The sequence below is a fragment of the Maribacter litoralis genome, assembly GCF_902506355.1.
Lineage (GTDB): Bacteria > Bacteroidota > Bacteroidia > Flavobacteriales > Flavobacteriaceae > Maribacter > Maribacter litoralis.
Window position 1 is genome coordinate 3,587,038 of the sequence record NZ_LR733271.1, and the last position, 19,725, is coordinate 3,606,762.

Annotated in this window: 18 protein-coding genes; 6 read left to right on the forward strand and 12 right to left on the reverse strand. The window is 35.3% G+C overall.

The window, feature by feature from the left end:
- Positions 1 to 36 precede the first annotated feature (36 nt).
- Complete coding sequence (locus EXIGUO8A_RS15045; RefSeq protein ID WP_159303775.1) at positions 37 to 438, forward strand: hypothetical protein; 402 nt, start codon at positions 37 to 39, stop codon at positions 436 to 438.
- Between the two features lie 2 nt (positions 439 to 440).
- On the opposite strand, the gene EXIGUO8A_RS15050 is transcribed toward EXIGUO8A_RS15045, so the two are convergent.
- From EXIGUO8A_RS15050 to EXIGUO8A_RS15090, 9 genes are all read right to left on the reverse strand, one after another.
- Positions 441 to 1,916, reverse strand: a complete 1,476-nt coding sequence (locus EXIGUO8A_RS15050) for a mannitol dehydrogenase family protein (RefSeq protein WP_159303776.1) — start codon at positions 1,914 to 1,916, stop codon at positions 441 to 443.
- Between the two features lie 4 nt (positions 1,917 to 1,920).
- Positions 1,921 to 3,639: a purine-cytosine permease family protein gene (locus EXIGUO8A_RS15055; protein WP_159303777.1), complete on the reverse strand. Its 1,719-nt coding sequence runs from the start codon at positions 3,637 to 3,639 to the stop codon at positions 1,921 to 1,923.
- Positions 3,640 to 3,835: 196 nt separating this feature from the next.
- Positions 3,836 to 4,657 carry a DUF6503 family protein gene (locus EXIGUO8A_RS15060; RefSeq protein WP_159303778.1) on the reverse strand — a complete coding sequence of 274 codons (822 nt, stop codon included), beginning with the start codon at positions 4,655 to 4,657 and terminating at the stop codon, positions 3,836 to 3,838.
- Positions 4,658 to 4,676: 19 nt separating this feature from the next.
- The gene (locus EXIGUO8A_RS15065) at positions 4,677 to 5,810 is read right to left on the reverse strand and encodes an MBL fold metallo-hydrolase (protein ID WP_236564500.1); all 1,134 of its coding nucleotides are present in this window, start codon (positions 5,808 to 5,810) and stop codon (positions 4,677 to 4,679) included.
- 239 nt (positions 5,811 to 6,049) lie between these two features.
- A complete protein-coding gene (gene arsB / locus EXIGUO8A_RS15070; protein ID WP_159303779.1) occupies positions 6,050 to 7,105 on the reverse strand; it encodes an ACR3 family arsenite efflux transporter in 1,056 nt (351 codons plus the stop codon).
- A gap of 2 nt (positions 7,106 to 7,107) precedes the next feature.
- Positions 7,108 to 7,740 carry an arsenate-mycothiol transferase ArsC gene (locus EXIGUO8A_RS15075; protein ID WP_159303780.1) on the reverse strand — a complete coding sequence of 211 codons (633 nt, stop codon included), beginning with the start codon at positions 7,738 to 7,740 and terminating at the stop codon, positions 7,108 to 7,110.
- A 21-nt stretch (positions 7,741 to 7,761) separates the two neighbouring features.
- Complete coding sequence (locus EXIGUO8A_RS15080) at positions 7,762 to 8,229, reverse strand: DUF6428 family protein (protein ID WP_116772367.1); 468 nt, start codon at positions 8,227 to 8,229, stop codon at positions 7,762 to 7,764.
- 73 nt (positions 8,230 to 8,302) lie between these two features.
- Complete coding sequence (locus EXIGUO8A_RS15085) at positions 8,303 to 8,632, reverse strand: ArsR/SmtB family transcription factor (protein WP_159303781.1); 330 nt, start codon at positions 8,630 to 8,632, stop codon at positions 8,303 to 8,305.
- A gap of 110 nt (positions 8,633 to 8,742) precedes the next feature.
- On the reverse strand, positions 8,743 to 9,642 hold the full coding sequence (locus EXIGUO8A_RS15090) for a helix-turn-helix domain-containing protein (RefSeq protein ID WP_159303782.1): 900 nt from the start codon (positions 9,640 to 9,642) through the stop codon (positions 8,743 to 8,745).
- A 160-nt stretch (positions 9,643 to 9,802) separates the two neighbouring features.
- Between EXIGUO8A_RS15090 and EXIGUO8A_RS15095 the strand changes: the two genes are divergently transcribed.
- The 4 genes from EXIGUO8A_RS15095 to EXIGUO8A_RS15110 all read left to right on the forward strand — a co-directional run bounded on the left by EXIGUO8A_RS15095 (position 9,803) and on the right by EXIGUO8A_RS15110 (position 16,221).
- Positions 9,803 to 10,900, forward strand: coding sequence for an efflux RND transporter periplasmic adaptor subunit (locus EXIGUO8A_RS15095; RefSeq protein WP_159303783.1), 1,098 nt, complete (start codon positions 9,803 to 9,805; stop codon positions 10,898 to 10,900).
- 7 nt (positions 10,901 to 10,907) lie between these two features.
- Positions 10,908 to 14,027 carry an efflux RND transporter permease subunit gene (locus tag EXIGUO8A_RS15100; protein WP_159303784.1) on the forward strand — a complete coding sequence of 1,040 codons (3,120 nt, stop codon included), beginning with the start codon at positions 10,908 to 10,910 and terminating at the stop codon, positions 14,025 to 14,027.
- Between the two features lie 16 nt (positions 14,028 to 14,043).
- On the forward strand, positions 14,044 to 15,387 hold the full coding sequence (locus EXIGUO8A_RS15105; RefSeq protein ID WP_201304125.1) for a TolC family protein: 1,344 nt from the start codon (positions 14,044 to 14,046) through the stop codon (positions 15,385 to 15,387).
- Positions 15,388 to 15,570: 183 nt separating this feature from the next.
- The gene (locus EXIGUO8A_RS15110) at positions 15,571 to 16,221 is read left to right on the forward strand and encodes a helix-hairpin-helix domain-containing protein (RefSeq protein ID WP_236564501.1); all 651 of its coding nucleotides are present in this window, start codon (positions 15,571 to 15,573) and stop codon (positions 16,219 to 16,221) included.
- 151 nt (positions 16,222 to 16,372) lie between these two features.
- On the opposite strand, the gene EXIGUO8A_RS15115 is transcribed toward EXIGUO8A_RS15110, so the two are convergent.
- The 3 genes from EXIGUO8A_RS15115 to EXIGUO8A_RS15125 form a co-directional block, all read right to left on the reverse strand.
- The gene (locus tag EXIGUO8A_RS15115; protein ID WP_201304126.1) at positions 16,373 to 16,723 is read right to left on the reverse strand and encodes a nuclear transport factor 2 family protein; all 351 of its coding nucleotides are present in this window, start codon (positions 16,721 to 16,723) and stop codon (positions 16,373 to 16,375) included.
- A 121-nt stretch (positions 16,724 to 16,844) separates the two neighbouring features.
- A complete protein-coding gene (locus EXIGUO8A_RS15120; RefSeq protein WP_116772374.1) occupies positions 16,845 to 17,291 on the reverse strand; it encodes a hypothetical protein in 447 nt (148 codons plus the stop codon).
- A gap of 131 nt (positions 17,292 to 17,422) precedes the next feature.
- Positions 17,423 to 18,874 (reverse strand): aminotransferase-like domain-containing protein, encoded by a 1,452-nt coding sequence (locus tag EXIGUO8A_RS15125; protein WP_159303785.1) that lies wholly within the window; start codon positions 18,872 to 18,874, stop codon positions 17,423 to 17,425.
- Between the two features lie 97 nt (positions 18,875 to 18,971).
- Between EXIGUO8A_RS15125 and EXIGUO8A_RS15130 the strand changes: the two genes are divergently transcribed.
- The gene (locus EXIGUO8A_RS15130) at positions 18,972 to 19,724 is read left to right on the forward strand and encodes an SDR family NAD(P)-dependent oxidoreductase (RefSeq protein WP_159303786.1); all 753 of its coding nucleotides are present in this window, start codon (positions 18,972 to 18,974) and stop codon (positions 19,722 to 19,724) included.
- The last annotated feature ends 1 nt before the right edge of the window (position 19,725 follow it).

The window sequence follows — 19,725 nt, forward strand, 5'->3', positions numbered from 1 at the left end:
ATATTTTCATATCCAAAATCTTATAAGAACAATAAAATGAAAAATACAGCGAAAACAATGAACGGTTTATATGAAAGCCTGGGCTTACTTTTTTATGCCGTAGCTATTAGTGATGGTACCGTGCATAGTAAGGAATGGGAAAAAGTAAAGGAATTGGTAAAAGAAGATTGGTTGTACGTTGATGATTTTACAGATCGCTACGGTACAGATGCGGCCAACCAAATTGAAATAGTCTTTGATGTGCTTAGGGAATCATCAAAAGGGAGTAAGGAATGTTTTGGGGAGTTTGTTGAATTTTACAAAATGCACCCACATGCATTTTCAGATGAAATAAAAGCCTTGACCAAAAAAACGGCCAAGGCTATTGCAAATTCATTTGCAGGAAACAACAAATCTGAACTTGTGCTTTTGGCGAAGATCAATTTGTTATTGAATTAAAGCTATATCATAAGCTTTTTAATATCTGGATCGGCATAGATTTTCTTTACCATATCACTATATAAGCTTGTGAATTTTTCATTTTGAGCCAAGTTGCCAAATAAAGATTCTTGTTTGATAAAAGCAAGAGGGTCTTCGTTGGTCTTACTTGCGGCTTGGTGCAACTGATCTTGCAAGGCGTCAATAATTTCAATGGATTCTCCATTTTTATTTACTCCTTTGTCACTATAATAGCACCATGCTGCTATAACGAGAGTAGCATATTCAATACTGCCGCCGTTTGCTAAATTGTCTTCAATGGTGGCGATTAAAAATTTAGGCAATTTCGCAGAGCTCTCTGAGCAAATACGGCTAACACTATCTTTTATGTTAGGGTTTGCAAAACGCTCTTGTAGATTGTCTTTATATTCGGTAAGGTCAATACCCTCTAATTTATCTAATACCGGCGTTGCTTCATTATCCATAAACGCTCTCAAATATGATACGAAAACCTCGTCTTCCATACATGCATTTATTGTTGGGTGGCCATGAATAGCACCTAAAATACCAAGTACTGAGTGCCCGGCATTTAAAAGACGCAATTTCATTTTTTCATAAGGCTTCACATCTGGTACAAATTGAACACCTACTTTTTCAAATTCTGGTCTACCGTTAGAAAAATCATCTTCAATTACCCATTGTATAAATGGTTCGCAAGTTACTGGCCATTCATCTTTTAGGTCATAGGTTTGTTCTAAATAAGCTATGTCCGCTTGAGTGGTAACCGGTGTAATACGGTCAACCATGCTGTTAGGGAAACTTACTTCCTTTTCGATGTATGCCGCTAACTCCGCATCTTGTTTTTGTGCAAAAGTTAAGAGCATTTTTTTGGCGACATCTCCGTTATGCTGAATGTTATCACAAGACATTACGGTGAATGCCGGTAAACCTTCTTCTTTTCTTTTTTTAATGGCAGCGGTTAAAAATCCGTATATGGTTTTAGGATAGTTTGGATGCTGTAATTCGTGCTGTACATCTGCATTTTCAAAATCGAATTCACCCGTTGCCGGATTAAAATTATAACCTCCTTCGGTAATGGTCAACGACACTATTTTTGTATCTGGATGCGCCATTTGATCAATGACAACAGCTGGAGTATCATACCCTAATTTAAAGTCGATAATAGAGCCAATTACTTGAGAATCTATGTTACCATCCGGATGCTTTACTATCAGTGTGTACATGCCGTCTTGCTTTTGCAGTACGTCATGAATTTTTTGATCACCTTGTCGCAATCCTATTCCGCAAATACCCCAATCATGAGCATTTTCTTTTTCATGCAATAAGTGTGTATAATATGCTTGATGTGCTCTATGAAAACCACCCACACCAACGTGCACGATTCCTATTTTAAGTGAATCTCTTTGGTAGGTAGGTGTTGGTAGCTTTTTGCTTATTTCTGCCAAACTCCTTGAATTCAACATGATTTCTTTTGTCATTGTTTTAGCTTGATTTTATAGATTTTCCACGTAATAATGCCCCGTAGGAAGTTACAAAGTATACTACGGTGCATATAAACGCATAGGTGTAAAAAGTTTCTCTATTTTCAATATAGATGTTTTCATTGGCACTGCTGAACAATACAATTCCTGCCAATATTAAAGTGATAACCAAGGCAATAAGAGAAACAATCTTTAAAACTTTAGTGAAAAGGGTAGTGTCCTTTTTTTGTTTTGTTTCGGTTTGACTCTTTTCTTCTTGGTAGGCTATAATTTTTTCATTTCTTAATTTTTCTTTTTCCTTAGCTTCGGGGTATTTGTTTTTTGCACCATACTTACCTGCAAGTACCGTGTATACGATGATAGTGAACATCCATGTTGGTATAAACAGATAGAAGAATGACATTACGTTTAAGGCATTCAACCCAAACCCAAATACTAATCCTAATCCCCATGAAGCAATAGCAGGTGTGCTAAAGGTTAAATTACGGTAAGATGACCAGTAGCGTGTATATCCAATTCTTGGGAAAATTTGGTGTTCGGCAAACACAATCGCCCCAACAGGAACAACTAACAGACCAGCATAAGTCAATAGCGGTAGAATTTGAGAAAATACAAATGGGAAACATGCTATGGCAATGGTAATTATACCTACCACTATAGTTGTCTTTTTACGTGAATGTCTATGAAATATTGCTTGTGCAGCCAAACCAGCCCTATATAAGTTTGTAATTGCGGTTGTCCACCCGGCAACGATAACAATAACAAATCCAGACCATCCCAAGGCATAAAATGCAACATCTCCCGGATCTAGTTCCACTATGGTTTTACCTATGATAACTGCTGCACCTGCTCCCATAATACCTGCAGCTATCCATGCAACGAAGTGCCCGAACATCATACCCGTACTTGTAGCCAGACCGTAAGATTTCTTTTTTGCGAACCTTAACAATGCCATATCGATCAGTCCAAAATGGGTAATGGTATTGGCGGCCCATGCAAAACCAATTACTTCTATTAACCCTATACCGGGCTCGCCAGAACTATTGATACCGGTCCAAATAGATTGATCGCCTAGCGAAATTAACTCGTTCCAGCCGGAAGGTAGTGTTGTTCCTAAAACATCTAGAGACAAAGCAGGTAATAATACCATTGCTCCACTAGAGAACATCACAAATAACCACGGGGCGCATATGCCGGAAAACTCAGATACGGCATTAAAACCATATAATGCAATGGAAACCACTACAAGACCAACACAAAAAACAATGACTACAAACCACATATTGGTCGGGTACCAATTGAGTTGCGCAGGAATATCAAAAGCAAATCGAACCGCTGTAGCGGATACGGTTATCATTGCAGCGGAAATAACAGAGAAAATTATGACGTTGGCCCAATTGTAAAGCTTGGTCATAGAGTCTCCTGCAATCTTGTTCAAATAGGTATATAAACTTAATCTGGTGTCTACCGCAATTGGAGATGTTATGAACGTCCAACTTAACACGGCAAGAACATTACCGATCAGTAAACCCAAAATAATGTCCATTGTTTTTGCCCCTAGCGCTACGAAAGTAGCACCAATTACAAATTCTGTTGCGGCAACGTGTTCTGCAGCATATAGTCCTGCAAAATGCGTCCAATCGTGTAATTTGTTTTTTGCAACTGGTAATTGCTCTTCATTTAATTTTTTTAATGCTGAATAATCGGTGTTGGCTGACATTAGTTGAGTTGGAAATTAAGTTTGTAAAACAATTGAAATTGAGTGCTGACTAATGACTCTGTAAGTCTTGGCATTTTTTTAACAGGGGTGCAATGTATTTAATTATTATGCAAAGGCGTATGCCTTTTAACAGTTTTGTAATACTGTTTTGTTGAATAATCAGATAAATAATTAATAATGTATCAAAAACAACAGCTTATTTTTGGAAATCGGTAGTTTTTAAATCATTGTCAAATTTTATATTGGTCCAATTTACATGGGTCCAAGGTGCATCGCTAACCGTGGCTTCCCAAGTTGATTTTTTGTATTTACGCTTGGCAGGTATCAATATACCATCTACTTTATCATATGCTACTATCATTAAATTAGGAATTTCCATTGCTCCAAAATCTGCAACTGTAAATAGAAACTGATCGACTAGCTGCGTTTCTTTATTGATATACAATTGATAAATATCCGTTGGTTTTGAATTGCCAAAATCGAACGAAACCTTTACTATATCGTAATTCTCGTTGCTAATATTTTTTTTACCTAAATATTCATAGTTAACGCCAGGATCCATTAATTTTTGGAACATGGTAAACCAATAGAAATTGGTGGGTCTATTAAAGGCAATTCTTTTTAAAGCAGTAGTGTCATTAACTATTTCACCTTCATTTTTTAACCAATATTCTTTACCATCATATCCTTGTTCAATAGTGCCATCAAAATTGCTTAATGTTCTTTCGTGCCTATCGTATTTGCCATATGATAATTCACCGTCAAAAATATATTTTTCGGTTGAGATATCGGTTTTACCATCTGCTGTTTGGTAAGTGTACGTGTAAACTACATCCTTTTTATTACGTAACTGTTTGTAGTTGCCTACCTTTTCAATCATTTTAGCGACAAGTTCATGTCCCTTATTTTCGTAAGGAGACTTGGCTGTACTTTCTTGTTTTTCTTTAGTTGTTTTATCGTTTTTACATGAGAAGGTTAGACAGCTAAGAATAATAATGCTTAATATTTTGTAATTCATGATAGTGCTTTTTTCAATCTTAAAAGTTCTTCCACCAGTCGGTGTAGTTGTTCACAGTGTCTTTCACAATAATCTCTTGTCCAATTTCAGGAGAAATAACATTTAGATTCAATTCTTTTGCCTTGGCCTTCACTCGTACAATGGGATCTGTCCATTCATGTAAGGCCAATTTAAAACCGGCCCAGTGAATTGGCATCATTTTTTTTGCTCTGACATCTACACCTGCTTGTGCGGTTTCTTCTGGCATCATATGTATATCTGACCATTGTTGGTTGTATTGGCCACACTCCATCAATGCTAGGTCAAAAGGACCGTATTTTTCCCCAATTTCCTTAAAATGTTCGGCATACCCACTATCTCCACTAAAATAGATATTATCTGTAGTTGAAGAAATTACCCACGAACTCCATAATGTACTTTGTCCGTTGTTCATTTTTCTCCCTGAAAAATGTTGCGCAGGTGCACAGACTAATTTAATATCGTCCAACACAGTCTCTTGCCACCAATCCATCTCTGTGATTTTTTCTTTAGGTACGCCCCAAGCCTGTAAATGAACACCAACACCCAATGGCGTATAGAAATGTTGGGTCTTTTCTTTAATTTTTAAAACCGACTCATAGTCTAAATGATCATAGTGGTCATGCGAAAAAAGTACAGCATCTATACTAGGTAATTTATCAATATCAATAGGAGATTCTTCATTGAAACGCTTACTGCCTAAAAGTGGATGTGGTGCCGCCACCTTACCGAACATGGGATCTATTAAGATATTCTTCCCTTTAATTTGTAATAAGAAGGTGGAGTGACCAAACCAGATCAATCTTGTTTTACCTTTATAGTTTGTAATATTTGAAGCATCAATATGCTGTGGTTTCAAATCTATTTTAGGTCTACCATTTGGTACTTTTGTCGTAAAAAACTTATACGCCAAACTTAAGGTCTGGGGCAAACTCATATCTTTTGGTACATCATTGATGTTTTTGAATTTACCGTCTTTATAGTTTTCAGATAGCTGATAAATTTTTTGTTGTTCTTTTGAAATGTCTCCACCAAAACTAGGGTAGTAATTGGTGAATAGTAGGTATAGTAGTACCAAAACACCAATAATAGATAAAATTGCAACCATTACTTTTTTTAAAATTTTCTTGAACATTGTCTGTATCTCTTAAAACCTTAGTTGCAGATTCAAATCTCTTTCATCTAAGTTTTGAAGTCAAAATTAGGGAGATATGTTATAGTACGCGTATACTTTTTACCAATTCTTGAACACTTTTTAACGTTCTGCTCGTGTAATAGTTTTGTTACACAAAAAAAATAGGGTCCAAAACATTTGTTTAGACCCTGATTTGTAATATGTTATTTCGATTTATGATTGCAAATCAAAAAATCGCGTTATGCAGTTTTGGTCGCTGTTTTGGAAAAATACTTTTTCTTTAACCAAAAAGAAACCTTCACTAAAAATATAAGGGCAGGTACTTCAACTAGTGGCCCGATAACACCTGCAAATGCCTGACCGGAATTTAATCCGAAAACTGCTATTGCCACTGCTATGGCAAGTTCAAAATTGTTTCCGGCTGCGGTGAAGGCTACTGATGCTGTTTTGTCATATTCTGCACCGGTGGCTTTGGTAAAAAAGAAACCGATAATGAACATTAAAGTGAAATAAATTAATAATGGTACTGCAATAATGAGCACATCCATAGGTATTTCAACTATCAATTCACCTTTTAAGGAGAACATGATAACTATGGTGAATAGCAGTGCAATCAATGTCATAGGTGAAATTGCCGGTATGAATTTGTTAGTATACCATTCTTCGCCTTTTAACTTCACTAAAATCAGCCTACTTAATATTCCCATTAAAAAGGGTAAACCTAAATAGATAGCTACACTTTCGGCAATGGTGCCAATAGAAATATCTACGATTGCGCCTTCAAACCCAAAATAGGGTGGAAGTACGGTAATAAATATCCATGCATAAAAGCTATAGGCAAATACCTGAAAGATACTGTTCAATGCAACTAACCCTGCACCATACTCGCTACTACCATCGGCAAGGTCGTTCCAAACCAAAACCATGGCGATACATCGCGCAAGACCAATAAGAATAAGACCAACCATATATTCTGGATAATCTGATAAAAAGGTAATGGCCAGTATAAACATTAAAACCGGACCAATGATCCAATTTAAAATTAGACTTATAGATAGTATTTTTGTATTTCTAAACACTTTAGGCAGCAAAGCATAATTAACTTTTGCCAGTGGCGGATACATCATTAAAATCAACCCGATAGCTATTGGAATATTTGTGCTGCCACTGCTAAATGAATTAATGAAATTAGGGAAGGTAGGGAAGAAGTACCCTATACCGACACCAATTGCCATGGCGGCAAAAATCCAGAGCGTTAAATTCTTATCTAGAAAACTTAATTTTTTAGAAGCCATTTTTACTTGTTGATTTGTGAGAATACATAAAATAGTTCTGTAGCGATCTGTATACTTCTTTCAGTATATTTCTCTGCTTGCTGCGGTGTGTTGTCAAACGCCTTTGGGTCTTCAAAAGTGATAGGAACTCTTTTTTCTGCTCCAGCTATAAAGGGGCAACCACCATCTGCTTGTGAGCATGTCATGACTGCTGCAAATTGTGCTGACGGATTAAAAGGATCTTCATATGATTTAGAGAACCCAATTACCGGATGCTCGTTCTCAGAAAATTTAATGGCATAAACAGGATTACTGGTCTCTGATAATTTTTGAATCTGAAAACCTTGGTTCTTTAATGTCTCTGCAACCATAGGGAATAGGGCAGTAGCTTCTGTGCCACCAGAATAGCAAAACACATTTTTAATACCGTAAAAATTTGCCATAGTCTGTGCCCAAACTTGAGATAAATGACTTCTTCTTGAGTTGTGGGTACAGATGAAATTTATTCTGATTTCTTCATTAGCATTCGTTTTCTCTTGAATGAAATCTACCAATGGTTGTAAAACAACTTTACGATCTGCAGTAATTGAATCGGTATTTAATTCTTTTATTAAACTCTCAATTTCTGGTAATATATTCGTTTTTGTAGTAATCATGTTCTTTGGTTTATTTAAAGGTTAACAGCAATTTCCGTCAGGAGAACAACACGGTTCATTATTAATATCCGAAAGTTTTACTTTTTGCTTTTCTTCGGGAATACCACATTTGTCTTTTGCCAAACAATCTGTTTGTTTAGAGGTCAATGTAAAATAAGTACCGTCAAAATCTAGCCCAAATTTTTCAATGGTCTGTCCTTGGTATTCCACCTCAATTTCCAAATCATCTATCCCTAAAACCTTTTCCGATAGTTCAATAATATTGATCAGTTTTTCTGGGTGAAGCCTGTGGTCATAATCATTCGCATTCCATAATTGGAAGTTGGCAACTTCTTCGTTACGAACAGTACCACCGCAGTCAATAAAATTCTTGGTGATCTTACCAACTTCGGTTACGTGAAAATGATTGGGTACCAATTCACCATTTGGTAACTGAAACCCTATGGTGTCTAACTGTCCTAAAAGCTCTTTAATTTCTGATAGTCTCATAATGCTATGTTTTAAATTTCAATTTCTATTATTTATTTATCGCAATAAAACGATTAACCATGTTAAATTTTTTTTAGCAGCAACTGTTGCTAGATATATCTTGATCTAGAAATTGCGCCATAATATCTTTCATGCTAGACCAGTTATCTTTATCTATACAATAACAAACGCTAGTACCTTCTACATTACCTTTTATTAATCCTAAATTCTTCAATTCTTTAAGGTGTTGTGATATGGTAGGTTGTGCCAAGCCTATTTCGCTGACCAAATCGCCACAAATACAAGTGTCTATCTTAAACAAATGCTGTAATATAGCAACACGTGCAGGGTGACCAAAAGCTTTTGCGAACATAGAAATCTTGTTCTGCTCATCGGTAAACATTTCTGTTTTTGCTAATCCCATATTATTAATATCAATTGTTTCATTGCAATATTACGATATAATGTTTACATGTAGCGCTAATTGAACGTTAAATTTACGTTATTCATTAGTTTCTGACATATTGAAGGCTATTAAGATAGGGGTAGATATAATTCTTTTTGTTGCTTTCTAAACGCTTTAGGTGTTTCGCCTACTGCCTTTTTAAAGGTTTTTGTAAAATATGAGTTGTCGTGAAAGTTGAAGATATGTGCAATTTCTTCACAACTCATGTCGGTATACACCAAATACCTTTTTATTTCCATAATCAACTTTTCATTGATCAATTCACCAACGCTTTTGCCAATTGCCTTTTTGGTAATACGGTTTAAGTGCTGTGGCGTTACACAAAGTTGAGAAGCATAATCTACCACACTTCTATTGTACTTAAACTGTTTGTTGATCAAAGATTCCAATGCTAAGATGTGTTTGGTGTCTATATTCTTTTTGGTTCCTTTTGACTCTTCGTACAATCTAGATAGTTCTATTAAGATTAGGGTCAATTGCGCCTCTAGTGCATCATATTTTAAAGTGTTGTTAGAGTGATATTCGGTTTCTAATCTTTTTAATAGTGTTTGAAACATGAGCAGGTCTCCATCTGTTAACTCTATTAATGGTTCTCTTAAAAATCTATTGAAAATGGGTAACGATTGTATCCATTGTTGTGCTCCGTGTTTTAAAATAAAGTCCGTTTGAAAAAGAATACCTATTCCGCCATCTTTAAACTCCCCTTTAATTTTTATTACTTGCCCGGGTCCACAGAAGTAAACGGTATTTTTTTTAGGGGTATAGTTATTATTATCAATACTTATCTCACAATTATCATCTACGAAAAAAGAGATACCATAGTTTATATTTCTAAAAGGATTACCATTCTTTAAATACTCGGGCATATTTCTTGCTTTTAAAAGTATTAAACCAGGGTGTATAGTGCCATTATGCATTCCATCTTCTTTATACAGCTCTGGTATGCCTATTTGTGGTATATCGTCCATAGGGAAATGGTATAAATTAATCGATAATTTACTCTTTTTATGAATAAAATTGGCTCAGTTATTCGCTTAATGTTCTAAAATTACCATAATAGGATGTTTTATTACCATTTTGGGCATTATTCCTAAACTAACTTTGCCGCTTAAAATTGAAAAATTAATTATGATACGCAAATTTGAAATTAGCATGAAGCATACCTATTTATGGCATTTTCTTAAAGGTCTTTCAATTGTTTTATTGGTTGTTTTAAATACTAGTTGTGGTAGTGAAGAAAAAACCGCAACAAATAAAATCATTAAGGTTAAAGTGATGAACGTTGGCGAGGGGTCTAATAACTTATCCACTAAAATATCGTATAACGGAACCATTGAGGCAGATGTGTCTATAATGTCCAGCTTTCAAGTGTCGGGCAATGTGCTCAATGTACCTGTTCAAATTGGCGATTTTGTAAAAAAGAACCAACTAATTGCACAAATAGATGCTTCTGTTTATAGTAGTCAATATGAGCAACAACGAGCTCAAGAACGTTTGGCAAAGGAGAATTATGAGCGTATAAACAATGTTTATCAAAAAGGTAGTATTGCAGAGATTAGAATGTTGGAAGCTCGTTCGCAATATGAGCAAGCACAGGCAGCTGTAAAAATGACCTATGAAAATGTACGTCATACAAAACTATATGCGCCAATGGACGGTTATATCAGTGATAAAATGATGGACGCCGGCGATTTGGCACAACCTGGTCAACCGGTCGTGGAAATAGTGAATATCAACTCCGTTAAAGCGGTACTTCCAATTTCAGATGGTGAAATCAACAGTATAACCAAAGGCGATTCAGCTACCGTAAGTATCCCTGCTTTAGACGATAAAACTATTGTAGGAATGGTTGATGAAGTTTCCATTCAGTCAAATCAAGGCTCGCCTGTCTATACAGCTTATGTAAAATTGAATAATGCCGACAAGCAAATAAAGCCCGGTATGACTTGTAATGTGAGTTTTATAGAAAAGTCTACGCAAAGTGAGAATAGCGAATCGGTTATTGTTATTCCATCAGAAAGTATTGCGGTTACAGAGGACGGTAAAAAGTTTGTGTATATAGTCAATGAAAACAAGGCAGAAAGAAAATATATTGAAACCGGTGCTTTGTACGATAGCGGTATGGTCGTAAAAAAGGGTCTTGCCCAAGGGGATAAATTAATAGTCTCTGGCTATCATAAATTAACCCAGAGTACACCGGTAGAAATCGTTAATGACGCTAAGTAAGTTGAAGATGAAGAAAAAAAGCGGAGCAATAGATTGGGCATTTAAACATTCTACTTTCCCCATTGTACTGGCGTTATGTTTGGTGTTGATGGGTATTTACGGACTTTTAAATATGCCTAGAAACGAATTTCCAGACTTTACTATTCGGCAAGGTTTAATTATTGGGTCGTACCCTGGTGCTTCTTCCGAAAAGGTAGAGCAAGAACTTACGTCTAAGGTAGAAGAGTTTCTGTTCGGATATAATGAGGTAGATAAGACCAAAACATATTCTTATTCCAAAGACGGACTCATGTATATCTACGTGGAGATATCAGATAAAATAGATCATAATGCCACTGAGCAATTTTGGAACAAACTAAAATCTGAAATACTGATCTTTCAGCAACTTGAACTTCCACGGGAAGTACAGGGGGTTATGGTAAATAGTGATTTTGGTAGTACGGCAGCCTTAATTCTAGGGGTGCAATCCGATACCAGACCTTACAAAGATCTTCAGCGCCATGTAGAGGATATTGAAGATGAGTTAAGGCAGATTGATAACATGGCTAAAATTTCGCACTCTGGCGGACTTACCGAACAAATTGCCGTGTATGTGGACCAAGATAAATTGGCTAATTATGGCATTACACCTAACAGCATAGCCAGCAGTTTACAAAACCAAGGCGCCGTTGTAAGTGCGGGCACATTGGAGAATACAGAAAAGGAAAGACCTATTTATCTGGAAACTTCCATGACGACAGAAGCTGATATTGCCGGTCAAGTCATAAAAACTGAGCAGAACGGAAACATTATACGTGTAAGGGATGTTGCCCGTGTAGTACGTGAATATGATGATCCAGATTCTTATTTGACCATTAGCGGTTCTAAAGGTATGATCATTACCCTAGAAATGGCTAAAAAAGGAAACATAGTTCAGTTTGGAGAGGAAATAGATGAGCGCCTTGATAAAGTGATCAGGGAAATGCCGAGTGATATTAAGATTACAAAAATTGCCAATCAACCAGAAGTGGTAGATCATTCCATTAGCCATTTCATGAAAGAGTTTGGCTATGCCTTAATCGGTGTAATCATCGTTACATTGATATTACTTCCGTTTAGGGTGGCATCTGTAGCTGCGGCTACGATACCAATTACCATATCGGCTACACTTGCTGTTATGTATTTTATGGGCATAGAATTGAACACGGTAACTTTGGCTGCTTTAATAGTGGTATTGGGTATTGTGGTAGATGACCCTATTGTAATTATTGACAATTATGTGGAAAAATTAGATGAGGGCATGTCAATACCAGATGCGGCCATTAGTAGTGCCAAAGAATTGTTTCCTTCTGTATTTACCGCAACCTTGGCTATATCTGCGACCTTTTATCCTTTGTTGTTTTTTATGGAAGGGGTGGCATCCGATTTTATTAGTGCCTTTCCATATGTAATTATTATTGCACTCACATTATCATTGATCATATCCATTTTATTGGTTCCCTTTATCAATTCATTATTCATTAAAAAGGGATTACATGATAATCCTGAAGAGAAAGGTAAAGAGGATAAGAAATCGATGTTGGATCGCCTTCAATCGTTTTTTGACAATGCTGTCAACAAAGCTATGGAGCGCTATAAACTCACCATTGGTTTAGGTATTGCGGCTATTGTAGTGGGGGTGATGCTTTTTGGAGGTATTAGTCAACAATTGTTTCCAAAGGTAGAGCGTAACCAATTTGCCATAGAAATAAATTTAACTCCTGGATCAAGTCTCGATGAAACGACTAAGGTGGTCAACGGATTGGAGAAAATTTTAAAGGCAGATGAGCGTGTAGCATATTATACCAGTTTTATTGGTGAAGGTTCTCCTCGTTTTCATACCCTGTATGCGCCCAATCTTCCTTCCAAAAATTATGCGCAAATTTTGGTAACGACAATTTCAGAAGATGCAACTGTAGAAGTTTTGACCGAATATGATCAAAAGTATGCAGATATGTATCCACATGCATATTTAAGAATGAAACAGTTGGATATGGCAGGTACAACTGCCCCAATTGAGGTTAGAATTTATGGTAATGATATTGACCAGCTTAAAAAGTATGGTGATACCATTATCAACATTGCCCGAAACACCCGAAAAACGCTTTGGAGCAGAACCGACTTTGGTAGTATGAAAGAGGCGGTGAAAATTGATGTTAAAAACAACGAAGCAGCCAGATTAGGTTTAAACAATAGATCCATAGCCAATGCTGTGGCAGTCAGTACAACGGGTTTAAAAGCTACTGAGGTATGGGATGAGGAATATGCGATAGATGTAAAGATCAAAAATGAAAATCAGCATAAGCAGAACGTGTCAGATTTACGTCAATTGTCCGTTATTTCTCCGCAGCGACAAGTAAAGGTTCCGTTAAGACAGGTAGCCGACGTTACATCACAATGGTCGCAAGAGCAGATTACCAATAGAAATGGAAACCGATGTCTTACCGTTCGTGTAGACATTACAAAAGATGCGGTGGCCAACGAGGTACTTGCAGAAATGACACCCAGAATAGATGAAATTGAATTTCCCGAAAACCTTAGAATTGAGTACGGTGGGGAATATGAATTGCAGATAGAAAACAACGAACCTATGGGGCTTTCCCTTATGCTAAGCGTTGTGCTTATTTTCTTGATTCTTCTTTGGCACTTTAAAAACTTTATGCACGCCCTGTTAAGTTTTATCACTATGCCACTAAGTATTTTTGGTGCGGCATTAGGGTTGATTCTTATGCAATATCCTTTCGGATTCACTTCATTTTTAGGCTTGCTTGCCTTATGTGGTATTGTGGTAAGAAACGGTATTATATTAATTGATTATGCAGATGAATTAAGGCATGAGCATGGTTATAGTGTAAAGAAGGCTGCTATTCTAGCTGCCGAAAGACGTATGCGTCCTATTTTCTTAACATCTTCTGCCGCTGCCGTAGGGGTTATACCAATGATCGTAAGTCGCTCGAGTCTTTGGGGTCCACTGGGTACCGTTATCGCATTCGGACTTATGTTTTCAATGGTACTTACTTTATTTGTGCTTCCTGTTTTATACTGGTTGTTCTTTAGAAATGATGATAATGAAGCCACAAAAGAAGTATCGGTCAATGCTAATGTTTAATAGTAGAATTTAAGTAATGAAACATATAAAATCATATTTATACATCGGTATCAAATTACGAAGTACGTTAACAATGGTTTGTGCATTAACCCTATTTGGTAATGCCTTTGCTCAAGAAATTACATTGGAAGAAAGTAAAGAAGCAGCTTTAAAACATAGTAATGCCATTAAAAACGGATTGTTGACTATAGAGAAATCGGAAGCTTTTAAACGAGAAATGGTCGCTAATTATTTTCCGAATGTAGAAGCTAGTGCATTAGGGCTATACGCACCTAATGATCTTATAAGTCCTATTGAAGGTATATTACCTAACGGATTGGATAATATTTATAATGCCAGTGCCACGGCCACCGAGGTTATTTATGCGGGTGGAAGTATTAGAAATTCCAATGCATTGGCAGATATACAATTGCAAACATCACAGATTCGGGCAGAGCAAGCCGTAGATTCTGTCTTATTGGTAACGGAGAACAAGTTTTGGCAGCTTGTGCAATTACAAGAACAGCAAAAGGTTTTGGAGACCAACGAGACCTATTTAGATGAGCTTTTAAAACAGCAGCAAGATTTGTTGGAAGCAGGACTCATTGCCAAGAACCAATTGCTGCAAGTAAAGGTGAATCGTAGTGAACTGCTTTTAAACAAAAGTAGGTTAGAGAATATGCGAAAATTGGCATTGTTGGATTTTTCGCTGTACGTTGGGGTGGCCTATTCGCCAAATATGAAAGTTGCAGCCAATTTTGACCAAACTACGGTGCCTGATTTTGTATATAGTGAGCCAGATTTGGATCTATCGGGTAATAGTAATTATGAGCTTCTTGAAAAATCGATTACTGCAAGTGAACTACAAACTAAAATGGCAAAGGCAAATTTGTTACCGTCTTTGGCAGTTGGTGTTAGTGCGGTAGAGTTCGGTGCTTTTGATGATGCTATAGATAGTCAGTTTACCGGTTTTGCTTTTGGGTCATTGAGTATTCCAATTTCCGAATGGTGGGGAGGCGGAAAACAAAGATTGAAGCAAGAAAAAATACAGGAAGAAATAGCCCAGAACAATAGAATGGATGGTATTGACCAATTAAAGCTAGCCATTACACAAAGTTGGTATGATCTGCTTAATGCCCATGAACAGATTCAATATGCGCTTGAAAATAAACAGTTGGCAGAAGAGAATTTAAAAGTCAATAGGGATAACTATGATAACGGACTAAGTAACCTTACCGATTTGTTAGATGCTCAGGCAATGGCGCAAAATGCCCAATCTAACTTGATAGATGCTTATACCAACTATGAAAATAAAGAGATTGCGTTCTTGTATAGAACCGATCAGTTGGTGATACCGCCTTTAGAAAGTCTTAAAGATTAATACCGTGTCTTTTAGTGGGTTTTGAAATTAAGAAAGGAAAATCTTTGGGGATAGATTTTGTTAGTTTAATAATTTAATGGTGTCTTTTTAACCAAATACATTAAATCAACAATTTCTTAACTTAAACTTTTGAAAATGAGTAATTTCTATGTTACTTTTATAATAGAATAAAATACTATAAAAATGGCATTGAAAAAAGAAGTAAAAGGTAAATATACATTAGTAACTTTCACCGTGGCGGAAAACGAAGCTCCTAGTACGTCGAACGTAATACTATTGGGAGATTTCAATAATTGGCAGACAAATGACAGTTCTTTTCAAATGGAAAAGAAGGGTGGTAGCTATGTTAAAAGTGTAAAGCTTGAGAACGGTAAAAGTTACGAGTTTAGATATTTGAGTGAAGATAAAGGTTGGTTCAATGATCATGCTGCAGATGCTTATGTTCCTTCTCCATATTTTGGTATAGATAACGGTGTTGTTGATTTAAGTGCCGTACCGGAAAAAAAGAAACCGGTAAAAAAAGCAGTTGCTAAAAAAGCAGTTGCAAAAAAGACTACAGTTAAAAAAACCGTTTCTAAGGCTAAAAAAGACGATTTAAAGAAGATTGAAGGTATAGGACCTAAAATCGCCGCTATTCTGACAGAGAAAGGTTACGGTACATTTAGTGCGCTCAGCAAAGCCTCTGTAAAGTCTTTGGAGTCAATTTTAAAAGCAGCCGGACCTCGTTATTCTATGCATAAGCCGGGTTCATGGCCCAAGCAAGCTAAATTGGCAGCATCCGGTGATTGGGACAAGTTAAAAACCTTACAGGATAAATTAGACGGTGGTAAGTAATTTATTGTCTATTTGATATAAAAAAGGTCTCAAGTTTATGCTTGGGACCTTTTAATTTTAGTAGGATTAGAATAACAACTCCATCCTTTTAAAAATATCAGTACTCAATTTTCAAATTTAGTTTTGGCAATAACGGTTCTTTCTTTTCCACTTAGTTATCTCCTCTGCCCAAATATGCTCTTATAGAAGATATTTTACCTTCTTTGTTTAGGGTAATAACATCAACAACATACAATTCTTCTGTAGTATCTACGGTTATTTTTAGTTCTGCGGCAACCGTGTTCTTATTTTCATAAGTGGACAGCACTTCAATTTCAATGGTGTTTGCATTTTCAAAGTTTTTACGAGTTTCTTTTAACGCATTCTCTTTTCCTTCAACACGAATTTTCCAGTCTCGTAGTACAATATCATCAGAAAACATGGTTTCAATACTACTTAAATCTTTATCTGCATATTTCTTTAAATATGAAAGTGATATTTCTTTATTGGAAATTTTAGCCATAACTACCTTTTTTCTGTCATAGCAGAAAATTATTTTTTCTCAAGATAAAAAATCCGATACGATTATATAAATAGCACGTAGTAAATTGCCATAAATCATTTGTATTATCAGCAAACCATTTTTAGTCTATAAGTATTTTATAAACTCCGGTTTCGGTGTCAAGCTCGAACTCGGCATTGGTAATCGTAATTTCATTATAATCGGTATAACTGCAACAGTCTGCCAATTTTCTTTCGGCATCAACATAAAAATTAAAGAGTTCGTTCTCAGCAATACTAACCTCTAAATTTACAATTTCTGTTTCCCAACCAATTGAGTTCACCTGTATTAAATTAAGTTCGTTTTCTGATATGAATGAAAATTCTATGGTTTCATTATTCAAGCTATTAATTATCTCAATGTCATCGGACTCAAAAGTGTTATTTGTAAATAAATTTTCTCCACTCGCTTGGTCTATAATTTCAAAATGAAAACTTTGGGGTGGGGTAAAGCATTCTCCACAATCATCGTCAATGCAACTTTGAAAAATTATTGTAAAAAGTATTGCCAATAAGTATACTTTTTTCATTTGTAGTTTTCTTTATAGATGTAATCCTTTTAAATAGTTGCGTACAAAAATTAGATAGTGTTTTGGGTTGTATATTGTTAGCAATTTTTGCTACTATCTTTTTTACTAAAAATGGCAAATGCTTTTTATTCCTATTTAGTGGTAGTCTTTTCTGTATGCTTTCTCGCTAACTTGCCAATTTGTTTTAAAGCATCTTCGATTTTTTCGTTATAAGGTTCAGAATAGCTAATTCTAATATAATTTTTATAATATCCATTTGCTGAAAAAATTTCACCAGGTGTAATTAGAATTTTTTCTTTCAGCACTTTTCTATAAAACTCGTAGCCATCAAAAGACGCTGAAAAGGCTATCCAAAAAACATATCCACCTTTCGGAATTTCAACATTAATTTCAGAAGGAAAATAATTTAAAATTGCATTTCCATATTTTAACATATTCAAATGCAGCTGTTTTCTAAGACTTTTTAAATTCAAGTCAAAACGTCCTGTTTTCATAAAATCTACTAAAGCTGCTTGTGTAATGCTATTTGTACCTAAAGATAATAGACGTTTTTGCTTAGTAAATTCTTGCGATTTGCTTCCAGTTATACAATACCCGATTCTAAATCCGGGAGCTAGAGTTTTTGAAAAGGAAGAACAATAATAGACAATACCTTTTGTATCAAACTGTTTTAAAGTGGCTGGTTTGTTCTTTTCAAAATATAAATCGCCATATACATCATCTTCTATAATATTAATATTAATCTTTGTTGCTATCGCTACAATTTTTTCTTTGACTGAAGTATCTAAAGTTACGCCAGTAGGGTTATGGAAATTAGAAGTGATTAAGCATAAAGTAATTTGCTTTTCAATTAATACCTGTTCAAAAGCTTTACTGTCAAAATTCGAAGATTGGTTAAAGTCATATGTATGTATTTTAACATTCTTGTTTTTTAATGATGAAATGATATTATAATAACTAGAGTCTGCTATTAGAATATTATCTCCGTTTTCAGTTAAAATATTTATACAAATTCCAATTGCTTCTAAACAACCAGCTGTAATAATAACATCATCAATTGAGTAGGCTTTACTTCCATTAATTAATTGTAATAGTATTTGCTTTCGCAATTCAATGGAACCATTAGGGTTTTCATATGGAATTAAATTATGCTTATTGTGTAAAATAGAAGTTTGTAGCGATTTATACAGTTTTTTTATAGGAAGCATTTCAATAGAGGGAGTTGCAGAGCTAAAATCGACCTCAATATTACCTAATTTTGAGCGTTCTATTTCCTCTATCATTTCATCTACATTTTTTGCCTTTGTAGCTGAATTTTTAGTGCCAGTGATTTTTTCTTTTAAGTGTTTTACTTTTTTTAATTGCGTAGCACTTAAACTTACATAGTAACCCGATTTATTTCTGGCTTCTATTAAACCTTTAGCTTCAAGTTCGTAGTAGGCTTTGAATACAGTAGAAGGACTCACTGCAAATTCATTACAGGCAGCTCTTACAGAGGGTAATTTATGACCAACTTCAAATATTCCATGATGAATTTTTTCTTCAATGGATTGTGCTATTTTTTCAAACTTAAAATTATTCATAATAGAAAATCTGATATGGTGTAAATATAAAAATCTGAATCTGTTTTTTCTTATTTAAAAATTAGAATTTTGGCACTTAATTTAAACTTTAAAACAGATGAATAGAATAGCTTTTATAACAGGTGCATCATCAGGTATTGGTAGGGCGACTGCCAATATTTTTGCAAAGAATAATATAGACTTAATTATTTGTGGTCGAAGAAGAGAAAAACTAGATGAATTAGCATCAACACTTAGTGAGTATGTAAAAGTACATGTCTTATGTTTTGATGTTCAAAACTTTGAAGAAACAAAAGATAACATCGATAGCTTACCAGAATATTTTAAAAATATAGATGTCTTAGTAAATAATGCGGGTGGAGCTCATGGTTTGTGTAATTTTATTAATAGTGAGATTGCTGATTTAGAAAGCACAATTGATTCCAATGTGAAAGGACTACTCTATATCTCAAAATTGATAATTCCGCATATGATTTCAAATAATAAAGGACATATCATTAATTTGAGTTCTATTGCTGGAAAACAAGCATATCAGAACGGTATAGTTTATTGTGCTTCCAAAGCTGCTGTGGAATCAATTAGTAAAAGCATGCGTTTAGAACTTGTTCCATTTGGAATTAAGGTTACAAATATAGCTCCAGGAGCAGTTAATACCGAATTTTCATTAACTCGTTTTAAAGGAGATAAAAAATGTGCAGATGCTGTTTATGAAAATTACCAACCCTTGGTTGCCGAAGATATAGCAAAATCTATTTTTTATTGTATTGATCTCCCTAAACATGTTCAAATTGCCGATATGACTATTTTTCCTTCAGCGCAAAGTGCTGCAACAACAATTTATAAAAATTAGC